Origin of the sequence: Rhodophyticola sp. CCM32 (assembly GCF_004751985.1) — a bacterium.
Taxonomy (GTDB): Bacteria; Pseudomonadota; Alphaproteobacteria; order Rhodobacterales; family Rhodobacteraceae; genus Rhodophyticola.
In genome coordinates this window covers 2,689,791-2,699,549 of the sequence record NZ_CP038492.1, presented here as the reverse complement: position 1 = coordinate 2,699,549, position 9,759 = coordinate 2,689,791, and the positions used below count along the sequence as shown (strand labels likewise).

The following is a 9,759-nucleotide window of genomic DNA, read 5'->3' as shown; positions in this document are numbered from 1 at the left end:
GGGCGCATCAAACATTGCCTCAGAAATCGACCTGGACACCGGGCAGGTTCAACCCGCTCATCAGATCACGCACCTCCTGCCGGGCGGCAACATTCGAGATGTTCAGCCGCTCCACCCCCAATTCGCGCAAATCCAGAAGGGTCATGCCGGTGGGGAACATCTCGCGGAAAATCACCCGTTCGGAAAACCCGGTGCCAACGCGAAACCCGATACGCTCGGCCAGACGGTCCAGCGCGCCACCGACCTTGCGTTTGTTATGCATCTGCTGCGCCCCGACCCGGTTGCGCACCACGATCCAGTCGATCGGGTTCAGCCCGGCCTTGGCGCGCAACTGGCGCGCGTGCCAGACCATTTCAGAATAGACTGAAGGCCCCCGGATGTCATAGGTTTCCGGGTCGATGCGGGCCAGAAGGTCGAAATCCACAAAGCTGTCATTCATCGGGGTGACCAGCGTATCGGCCAGCGAATGCGCCACCTGGCTAAGCCGTGTATGGGAGCCGGGGCAGTCGATCACGATGAAATCGCAACGTCCCTCAAGCTCTGCCACGGCGGCAGAGAGGCGGCGGTCATAGATATTGTCTTCCGGGCCCAGTTGATCGGCACTGATCTGCGGCAATTCCATCAGCAGGGGGCAGGCGACATCCAGATCCCGGGCGGCAATGGTGTTCTGCCGGTTCTCGATATAGCGGTGGAAACTGCGCTGGCGCAGGTCCAGATCAAGCCCGCCGACCGTATGGCCCATGCGCGCAAGCGCCGTTGCAATATGCATGGCGGTGGTCGATTTGCCCGACCCGCCCTTCTCATTGCCCAAAACGATGATATGCGCCAAGCTCATTCCCCCGGAGTTCGCTGTCTGGCAGCCCTCATTTCGTGGGGCCACCGTATTTCGACGCAATATACGGAAGGGAACCGGGGCTGTTAAGCATCAAACCGACCCATTCCCTGATGAAGTCATAATTTCATGTCCCAAGACGGGATCGCTGCCCTGCGTTGGGAATGCAGGTTTGAAGGAAAGATCTGCCCGTACAAAAATCCATTTGTCCGCAACATCGCCCCCCGCTCAACAAAAAACGCCGCCCCGTGCGGGCGGCGTTTCGATCATCAGAAAAGCGCGACGTTCTACAGCACGCTGCCTGAAACCTGAGACATCGCGCATCACAAATACCCTGGGAACGCGAAGCGTGGCAGGGTATTTGTGATTCAAGTTTAAGGCAGGGTGCTTTAGAACCCCAGGCCTTCGTATTTCTTCTTGAACTTCGAGACGCGCCCGCCGGTATCCATCAGCCGGGAATTGCCGCCGGTCCAGGCCGGGTGCACCGACGGGTCGATGTCAAGTGCCAGGGTTTCGCCTTCGGCGCCCCAGGTTGATTTCATCTGGACAATATCGCCATTGGTCATTTTCACGTCGATCAGGTGATAATCGGGATGGATGTCTTTTTTCATCTCACCGCTCCTTCAGGCTTCAGCGCCGGATTTGGGCTTGTAATTGGTCACTTCGGCGATCCGGGCAGATTTGCCCCGGCGCGCGCGCAGATAATACAGTTTCGCGCGGCGCACACGACCCCGACGCACCACGGTGATGCTGTCGATATTGGTCGAATGCAGCGGGAACACACGTTCCACACCTTCGCCAAAGCTGATTTTGCGGACGGTGAAGCTGCCGGCAATGCCGTCGCCGTTCTTGCGGGCGATGCAGACACCTTCGTAATTCTGCACACGAGAGCGGGTGCCCTCGGTCACTTTATAGCCGACACGGATCGTGTCACCGGCTTTGAAATCGGGGATTTTGGCCCCGAGGGCGGCCACTTGTTCCGCCTCGATCTGTGCGATCAGGTTCATCGCAACTCTCCATATATGATCACGGTTTGCCCGCGAATGTGATGCCCCCTCAGAGCTCTTGGTCTCCGTCCGGGTCCCTACCATGCGTATCACAGTAAGCCCGCCAGAGGTCAGGGCGACGTTCCTTTGTCAGCCTTTCGGCCATTGCCTTCCGCCAGAGGGCGATTTTCGCGTGATGGCCTGAAAGGAGAATCTCAGGTATCTCGCGGCCTTCCCAGACGGCCGGTTTCGTGTAGTGCGGGTGTTCCAGCAGACCTTCAGAGAAAGACTCTTCCTCTGTTGATGCCTGATTCCCAAGCACGCGGGGTATAAGCCGGACAGTCGCATCAATCAAGGCTTGTGCCGCGATCTCCCCACCGGTGAGGACAAAGTCACCGATGGAGATCTCCTCAAGCCCGAAATGGTCGATCACCCGCTGGTCCACGCCTTCGAAACGCCCGCAGAGAAGGGTGATGCCATCGGCTTTCGCAAACCGTTCCGCATCCTTCTGGGTAAAGGGTTTGCCGCGCGGTGACAGATAGGCACGGGGCCAGCTTTCCGGGTTGTCCGGCGTGCCGGATGCGGCCGTGTTCAGGGCCTGGCCCAGCACATCGGGGCGCATCACCAGACCGGCGCCGCCGCCTGCGGGCGTGTCATCCACATTGCGGTGTCTGCCGCTGCCGAACGGGCGCAGGTCGATCGGCTCCAGTGCCCAAAGCCCTTCTTGCAGCGCTTTGCCGGTCAGGGACTGGCCAAGCACACCCGGAAACGCATCAGGAAAAAGCGTGAGCACCCTGGCCGTCCACGCCCCTTTCAGGCGCGGCGATGGCGTCATCAGATCGCGCGGTGTTGCGCTGGCAGAAATCGACAGGCGGCCATGGGATCGGGGGGTGTCAGCCACTTGCGCCCCCGATGGTCAGAGCCTCGAAAACCGGCTCGCGGATCGCCGCGATGACGCCGGCGCTGATCTCGTCATTGCTGAGCCAGCGTTTGCCGCCGCCCGGTTCGGGATGCCAGCCCAGGATCACAACCTGCCGGGCAATATCCGGCCTGGGGTTCGGGTCCCGCGCCGCGCGGGTTTGCAGATCGGCCGAGAGCGACCCGTGCACGCGGATGGAGCGACCGCCCGGTTTCAGCCGATCCTCGCAGGGGCGCACCAGCCCGGCTGCGGCATCATGCACCCAGGTGAGCACAAGGTCGAAATCCGATGGCAGCGCGGCGATCCTGTCGGCGGCATCCGGGTCCGCCCAGTCAAGCTGTAACGGGGTGGCCCCGAGCTTTGCGGCCAGCGCATCGGGGTGACGGGCAACCAGAGTCAGGTTTTGGCACTGAGCCGCGATCCATTCACTGGCCTGCGCCAGCATGCCGGTGCCGCCCACCACAAGACCCTTATCGAAGGCCGGGGTCATGGCTTGCTTTCCGGCGCATCGAACAACCCCTCGGGCGGGTCGATGATGATCCGCCCCGACGCCAGGTCGACGGTTGGTACGATGTCGGCGGTGAAAGGGACCAGCACGGTGCCGCCCGCCCCTTTGCTGCGCAGCTCCAACAGGTCAGAGGCGCCGTGATTATGCACCGCATGGACCTTTCCATGCTCCTGCCCGCCGGTGTCGATTACGGTCAGGCCAATCAGATCGGTGTGGTAGAATTCATCATCGGGCAGGGCGGGCAGGGCCGTGCGGGGGGCGTAAAGCCGTGTGCCGCGCAGGGCGTCGGCCTGTTCCTTGCCGGTGACGCCCGACAGGCGCACGGCAAAGCCGCTTTTGACCGGTCGGGTGATCTTCAGGGTAAAGCTGCGCTGGCCATCCTCGGTAGAAAGCGGGCCATAATCGCCAATCGCGGCGGGATCGGCAGTGAAGGATTTGACCCGTGCCTCACCTTTCACCCCGAAAGACCCGGTGATGGCCCCGACACATATGCGATCTGCCATGCCTCACCCCCCCGCGCAGAAACCGGTGCGCATCCATGTCCCGCCTGAATTGTCGCAACGGTCCTGCTGATACTGACGCTCGAACACCATACCGGCGACGAAGGCGACAATCAGCAGAAATGCAAGACGGATCAGGCGAAACATGTGCGACCAAACAGGTTGGGACGTATAGGATTGGCCCGGCCCCTGTCGGGCCGGACCGGATCAGCCGGATTATTCGGCTTTTTCTTCTTCGGCCGGGGCATCCTCGGTGGCGGCCTCTTCAACGGGCGCTTCCTCTGCGGGGGCTTCCTCGACAGCGGCTTCCTCTGCGGGGGTTTCCTCAACCGGGGTTTCTTCCTCTGCCGGGGCTTCGGCAGCCGCAGCGGCTTTCGCGGCTTTCTCTTCGGCACGCTCCACGGCCTTCTTGCCGGGCTCGGCTTTCTGCATATTGGCGCGCTCTTTCTTCTCGATCACGCCGGCGGCTTCCAGAAACCGCGACACACGGTCGGTGGGTTGCGCGCCCTGGCCCAGCCAGTGCTGCACACGCTCCATATCCATTTTCACACGCTCTTCGCTGTCTTTCGGCAACAGCGGGTTATAGGTGCCCAGTTTCTCGATATAGCGCCCGTCGCGGGGCATGCGGCTGTCTGCGGCCACAATGCGATAGAAGGGACGTTTTTTCGAGCCGCCGCGGGCGAGCCGGATTTTCATAGCCATGGGGTGATCTCCTTTGATGGCGTGGACAGGTATATAACTGCTATCATTGGTGTTTCTTGTGATGCTGAATGACTTCAGCGATGATGAAATTCAGAAATTTCTTGGCAAATTCCGGGTCCAGATCGGCCCGGCATGCCAGGTCTTCTAACCGCTCGATCTGCGTCGCTTCGCGGGCAGGGTCGGACGGGGGAAGGTCATGATCGGCTTTCAGCCTGCCGACCGCCTGGGTGTGCTTGAAACGCTCGCCAAGCGTATAGACCAGGATCGCATCCAGCCGGTCGATACTGTCGCGGTGGTCTTTCAGAAGCGTGGCGGCGCGGGTTGCGGCATCAGTCATGCCTGGACCTCCGTAGGGGCGGGTGGCGATATACCAGCGTGTCGGGTTTGGGTTTTGTCGCAGACGGGTCAAGCCGCGCACCAAGCCGTTCGGCCAGCGCAATGGACCGTATATTCCCGGGCGCGATATAGCTGACCGCTGTGGACCAGCGGAGCGTGTTATAGACATGGGCGCGAACCGCTGTCGCGGCCTCATAGGCATAGCCCTGCCCCTCGGCCCGGGGCCAAAGCAGCCAGCCGATCTCTTTCTCGGGCCAGCCTTCGGGATACCAGCATCCGATCAGGCCGATCGCGGTGTCATCTTCCTTGCGCGTGACCGACCACATGCCGAACCCGTGGATCGCCCAGTGGCCAATCTCGGCGGCAAAAAGCACCCAGGCCGGGCGTGGCTCCAGCGGGCCGCCGGTGAATTGCGACCGCTCAGAGGTGAAATAGTCCAGAAAGCCGGGCCAGTCGCGGGCGTCGGGCCCGCGCAGATGCAACCGGTCCGTGGTGAGGGTCGGGATCATGTCAGCGCCTCCGCTGCCGGGTGGCGCCAGATCGGCAGGGTGCCGAAAGCGTCGTGCTGGAAGGCCCCATCGGGGGTGCAGCCAAGGCGTTTGGCCAGGGCAAGTGAGCGCGTGTTCTCCGGGTCCACGCAGCTGACCAGCGTGGTCCAGCCAAGTGTACCATAGGCAAAAGCGCGGCTGGCCCGGGCGGCCTCAAAGGCCAGCCCCCGGCCTTCACCATCGGCAAAGACGGACCAGGCGATTTCCGGTTCGGGCCATTCCACCGGGTGGTGCAGGCCCACCACGCCAAGCGGCTGATCGCTGTCTTTATCGGCCATGATCCAGCGGCCATAACCCAACAGCACCCACTGACCGGTCAGCGCGCAGAATTGCTGCCACGCGTCAATGCGTGTGTTGGGGCCGCCCACGAATGACGCCCGGTCCGAGCCGCGAAACGCGGCATAGGCCTCAAAATCCGAGCGCCGGGGCGCGCGCAGGGTCAGCCGCTCGGTTGCAAGCGTAGGGATATGGATGCCCGCCGCGGTCATTTCTTCTTGCCGAAGCCCGACAATCCCGGCGGCAGGCCCGCACCGCCGCCAAGGCCCGGAAGACCGCCGGGCTGGCCCATCTGCCGTGCGGCCGCTTCCAGCGCTTTGGGGTCCATGCCGCCTGGGTCCATGTCTTTGAGGGCCGCCGGTGCGCCTTTGCCCATCAGTGCCCCCAAACCGCCCTTCATCAGGCCCTTCTTGCCCATTTTACCCAGCTTTTTCATTGCATCCGACATCTGCCGGTGCATCTTGATCAGCTTGTTCAGATCGCTGACCTCCTGCCCCGCGCCCGCCGCGATGCGTTTCTTGCGGCTGGCCTGCAACAGAGCCGGGTTGGCGCGTTCGCGTTTGGTCATCGAATCGACCAATGCGATCTGGCGGCGGATCACAGCGTCATCAAAGCCCGCATTATCCAGTTGTTTCGACATTTTCGCCATGCCGGGCATCATCGACATCATGCCCTCCATACCGCCCATTTTCAGCATCTGTTCCATCTGGGATTTCAGGTCGTTCATGTTGAACTGACCTTTCTGGAACCGCTTCATCATCCGCTCGGCCTGTTCGGCCTCCAGCGTTTCCTGCGCCTTTTCCACCAGCGCCACGATGTCGCCCATGCCAAGGATGCGACCCGCGATCCGATCGGGCTCAAACGTCTCGATCGCGTCCATCTTTTCGCCAAGACCGACAAAGCGGATCGGCTTGCCGGTGATCGCGCGCATGGACAGGGCCGCGCCGCCCCGGCCATCGCCATCCATCCGGGTCAGGACCACGCCGGTGACGCCGATCTTGTCGTCGAATTCCTGGGCCACATTGACCGCGTCCTGCCCGGTCAGGCCATCGACGACCAACAGCGTCTCGCGCGGGCCCGCCACATCGCGGACGGCTGCGGCCTGGGCAATCAGTTCCGCGTCGATATGCAACCGGCCCGCCGTGTCGAGCATATAGACATCATAACCGCCAAGGCTGGCCTGGGTTTTGGCGCGTTTGGCGATGGTCACCGGGTCTTCGCCTTTGACAATCGGCAGGGTGTCAACGCCGATCTGGGTGCCCAGGATCGCCAGTTGTTCCATCGCGGCGGGGCGGTTGGTATCCAGCGACGCCATCAGAATGCGTTTGCCCTCCCGCTCTTTCAGGCGTTTGGCAAGTTTGGCGGTGGTGGTGGTTTTGCCCGAGCCCTGCAGGCCGACCATCAGGATCGGTGCGGGCGGGTTGTCGATTTTCAGGGTGCCGGGGTCACCCGCGCCGGTGAGAGTGGCGATCAGTTCATCATGGACGATCTTGATGACCTGCTGACCGGGCGTGACCGATTTGGTGACTGCGGCACCGGTGGCTTTCTTTTCCACCGCTTTGATGAATTCGCGGGCGACGGGCAGGGACACATCGGCCTCAAGCAGCGCCACGCGCACCTCGCGCATGGCCGTGCGCACGTCATCTTCAGACAGGGCGCCCTGTTTGGTGAGACGGTCGAAGACGCCAGACAGGCGTTCAGAGAGGTTTTCAAACATGGGCCACGGCCCCCTTCGTTATCTCGGTTTGCCCCTTGCAGATAAGGGGCATGCGGAAATGCACCAAGACCCAACGTCATTTTCGCACGGGCGGCAAAACCAAACGGCTTTGCCCCCGTGGGCGAAACCTCGCTGACGGGGGGCGATCCTGTTTTCGGTCACAGGACCGGAACGCTGATGCAATCCGGTATTTCGTGCGGATTAGGGCAGTCAGGGGGGCAGAGTCAAGGGGCGGGTTTATGTGCAGTCGGCCTGCAGTGCGGTCACATCACCGGCCAGCATATCGCCATTGTTGGAATGCAGCTGAAAGGTGCGTCTGAGCGCCAGACTGTCCCATTCATCCTGCGTCATCGGCGGCACCGGTTCCGGGCGGGTGCCGGGGGTGCCGTAAAGTGTCAGCGCCATGGGCCCGTCAAAACGGCTGCCCGCGAAGGTGAAGCCGGTCACATGATGGGCATAGATCCCGACCAGATCAGAGGTGAAATCGCGGCTGGTGGTGATCAGGGCCCAGACCGGGCCGCTGATCGTGTCATTCAGCGCCATGGTGCCGGTGGCCAGATGCGCGGTCGAGCCGCCTTCCTGGCGAAAGCTGCCCTCGGTGGTGAACTCGGCATGGCCCATAAGCTCGGTCCCCGGGGGGATGTCGCCGACACCACGGGTGACCTCGATTGTAAACTCCAGCGCACAGGTTTGTGCCGCCAGCGACGCCGGGACTGCGAAAGCGGCACAAAGGAGCAAGGCAAAGCGCATGATAGGCAGTCTAGGGCATCTGTTCGGAACACACCAGTTTCGGGTCTCTTCGAGGGTCGGCATCCGGGAGGGCCTGATCAGGCGGCCAGGGCTGCGATCTGGCCATGGGCTTTTGCAACCGTGGCCTCGGCATCCAGGGCCAGCTGGTCGGCGGTGACACATTGCACATCCGTGATGCCGATAAAGCCCAGCACATGGGTCAGATAGCCGGTGGCAAAGTCGATATCCGAGCCTGCCGCCGTGCCGCCCGACGCAACGGCGACGATGGCGCGCTTGCCGCTCAGCAGGCCGACAGGGCCGTTTTCGGAATAGGAGAATGTGACACCGGCACGGGCCACCAGGTCGATCCAGGCTTTCAGCGCGGCGGGCACGCCGAAATTGTAGATCGGCAGGCCGATCACCAGGGTATCGGCGGCCTTGATCTCGTCAATCAGCCTGTCGGACAGGGCGAGTGCTGTGCGTTGCGCCTCCGTCCGCTCGGCGGCGGGCGTGAAATTGGCGGCGACCCAGGTCTCGTCAATCAGGGGCATGCCCTCGGCAAGGTCGCGGATGATGACCGGGATATCCTCACCCAAACGGGCAAGAATCCGGTCGGTCAGGTCGCGGGAGATGGAGCCCGCGCGCCGGGCGGAGGCGTCAATACGGAGGATGGAATCTGTCATGGGTCTGGCTTCTTTCACGGGTGTAAGCATGTCTGTGAGAGAAGAATTGGGACTTGCGTGAATGAACACAATATGCCCAAATACTCCATACTATGTGTAGGAGTGCACAGATATGTCCTTTGACCACTGGGATGAGATTCGCACCGCTTATCAGGTTGCGCGTATGGGCACGGTCAGCGGGGCTGCCGAAGTTCTGGGTGTGCATCATGCCACGGTGATCCGCCATATTGATGCCTTGGAGGGTCGGCTGGGGGCCAAACTGTTTCAGCGCCATGCCCGGGGTTATACGGCCACCGAGGCGGGGCAGGATCTGCTGACTGTCGCGGGCGGGGCGGATGACCAGTTCACGCAATTGGCCGGGCGGATCAAGGGCCGTGGGAATGAGGTGACCGGCGAATTGATCGTGACCTCGCTGGAGTCGCTGTCGCCGCTTTTCATTCCTGCCATTGCCCGGTTTCAGGACCAGCATGCGGAATTACGGGTGCGCCTTGTGACCGATAGTCGCCTGTTCCGGCTGGAATATGGTGAGGCACATGTGGCGATCCGCGCGGGTACTCTGCCCGATCAGCCTGACAATATCGTGCAGCCGTTTTTTACCCAGACCATCCGTCTGGCGGCCCATAAAAGCTATGTCGAGCAATACGGGATGCTGGATGATACCAATCTTGATCAGCACCGGTTCATCGGTTCCGCGGTTGAAACGCCGCGCGCGCCGTTTCTGCAATGGCTGGGCCAGATGGTCCCGGACAGCAGCATCTATTTCCGCACCACCGAAATGCGCGCGGTGAAAGATGCGGTACTAGCCGGGATCGGTATCGGGTTTCTGCCCGGCTGGGACAGGGATGGCACCGAGGATCTGGTCGATATGCTGCCCTCGCTGGAGGAATGGTCGGCCAAGACCTGGCTGGTCACCCATATGGACCTGCACCGGACCGCAAAGGTGCAGACCTTTCTGCGGTTTCTGAAGGAAGAGGTGAAAACCTGGCCGGTGGATTAAGGCCTGTGGGTGAGGCGCTGTCTCCG

Annotated in this window: 16 protein-coding genes; 2 read left to right on the top strand and 14 right to left on the bottom strand. The window is 62.0% G+C overall.

Translation table 11 applies throughout. The features are described from left to right. Positions 1-19: 19 nt before the first annotated feature. Entirely contained in the window at positions 20-829 is an 810-nt protein-coding gene (locus tag E2K80_RS13135; protein ID WP_135376623.1) for a division plane positioning ATPase MipZ, read from the bottom strand. A gap of 132 nt (positions 830-961) precedes the next feature. Between E2K80_RS13135 and E2K80_RS19150 the strand changes: the two genes are divergently transcribed. Then, positions 962-1,144, top strand: a complete 183-nt coding sequence (locus E2K80_RS19150; RefSeq protein WP_135375410.1) for a hypothetical protein — start codon at positions 962-964, stop codon at positions 1,142-1,144. A gap of 77 nt (positions 1,145-1,221) precedes the next feature. Here the strand turns inward: E2K80_RS19150 and rpmE are convergent, their stop codons facing one another. The 13 genes from rpmE to E2K80_RS13070 form a co-directional block, all read right to left on the bottom strand. Continuing rightward, complete coding sequence (gene rpmE, locus E2K80_RS13125) at positions 1,222-1,443, bottom strand: 50S ribosomal protein L31 (protein WP_135375409.1); 222 nt, start codon at positions 1,441-1,443, stop codon at positions 1,222-1,224. 12 nt (positions 1,444-1,455) lie between these two features. Next, positions 1,456-1,839 (bottom strand): 50S ribosomal protein L19, encoded by a 384-nt coding sequence (gene rplS / locus E2K80_RS13120; protein ID WP_135375408.1) that lies wholly within the window; start codon positions 1,837-1,839, stop codon positions 1,456-1,458. 49 nt (positions 1,840-1,888) lie between these two features. Next, entirely contained in the window at positions 1,889-2,653 is a 765-nt protein-coding gene (gene trmD / locus E2K80_RS13115) for a tRNA (guanosine(37)-N1)-methyltransferase TrmD (protein ID WP_135376622.1), read from the bottom strand. 58 nt (positions 2,654-2,711) lie between these two features. Then, positions 2,712-3,227 carry a hypothetical protein gene (locus E2K80_RS13110; RefSeq protein WP_135375407.1) on the bottom strand — a complete coding sequence of 172 codons (516 nt, stop codon included), beginning with the start codon at positions 3,225-3,227 and terminating at the stop codon, positions 2,712-2,714. Beyond that, positions 3,224-3,748, bottom strand: coding sequence for a ribosome maturation factor RimM (gene rimM, locus E2K80_RS13105; protein WP_135375406.1), 525 nt, complete (start codon positions 3,746-3,748; stop codon positions 3,224-3,226). The genes E2K80_RS13110 and rimM overlap by 4 nt, the downstream gene beginning before the upstream one ends. Positions 3,749-3,751: 3 nt before the next feature. Continuing rightward, on the bottom strand, positions 3,752-3,892 hold the full coding sequence (locus E2K80_RS19145) for a hypothetical protein (RefSeq protein WP_168193189.1): 141 nt from the start codon (positions 3,890-3,892) through the stop codon (positions 3,752-3,754). A 69-nt stretch (positions 3,893-3,961) separates the two neighbouring features. Further along, positions 3,962-4,447, bottom strand: a complete 486-nt coding sequence (gene rpsP, locus E2K80_RS13100) for a 30S ribosomal protein S16 (RefSeq protein ID WP_135375405.1) — start codon at positions 4,445-4,447, stop codon at positions 3,962-3,964. A 43-nt stretch (positions 4,448-4,490) separates the two neighbouring features. Continuing rightward, entirely contained in the window at positions 4,491-4,784 is a 294-nt protein-coding gene (locus E2K80_RS13095; protein ID WP_135375404.1) for a chorismate mutase, read from the bottom strand. After that, on the bottom strand, positions 4,777-5,292 hold the full coding sequence (locus tag E2K80_RS13090; RefSeq protein ID WP_135375403.1) for a GNAT family N-acetyltransferase: 516 nt from the start codon (positions 5,290-5,292) through the stop codon (positions 4,777-4,779). The genes E2K80_RS13095 and E2K80_RS13090 overlap by 8 nt, the downstream gene beginning before the upstream one ends. After that, entirely contained in the window at positions 5,289-5,819 is a 531-nt protein-coding gene (locus E2K80_RS13085; RefSeq protein ID WP_135375402.1) for a GNAT family N-acetyltransferase, read from the bottom strand. The genes E2K80_RS13090 and E2K80_RS13085 overlap by 4 nt, the downstream gene beginning before the upstream one ends. Next, a complete protein-coding gene (ffh, locus tag E2K80_RS13080) occupies positions 5,816-7,324 on the bottom strand; it encodes a signal recognition particle protein (RefSeq protein WP_135375401.1) in 1,509 nt (502 codons plus the stop codon). The genes E2K80_RS13085 and ffh overlap by 4 nt, the downstream gene beginning before the upstream one ends. A 237-nt stretch (positions 7,325-7,561) precedes the next feature. Then, a complete protein-coding gene (locus E2K80_RS13075) occupies positions 7,562-8,074 on the bottom strand; it encodes a hypothetical protein (protein WP_135375400.1) in 513 nt (170 codons plus the stop codon). A gap of 77 nt (positions 8,075-8,151) precedes the next feature. Then, the gene (locus E2K80_RS13070) at positions 8,152-8,736 is read right to left on the bottom strand and encodes an FMN-dependent NADH-azoreductase (protein ID WP_135375399.1); all 585 of its coding nucleotides are present in this window, start codon (positions 8,734-8,736) and stop codon (positions 8,152-8,154) included. 112 nt (positions 8,737-8,848) lie between these two features. On the opposite strand from E2K80_RS13070, the gene E2K80_RS13065 reads away from it, so the two are divergent. Next, positions 8,849-9,733 carry a LysR family transcriptional regulator gene (locus tag E2K80_RS13065; RefSeq protein ID WP_135375398.1) on the top strand — a complete coding sequence of 295 codons (885 nt, stop codon included), beginning with the start codon at positions 8,849-8,851 and terminating at the stop codon, positions 9,731-9,733. Positions 9,734-9,759 lie beyond the last annotated feature (26 nt).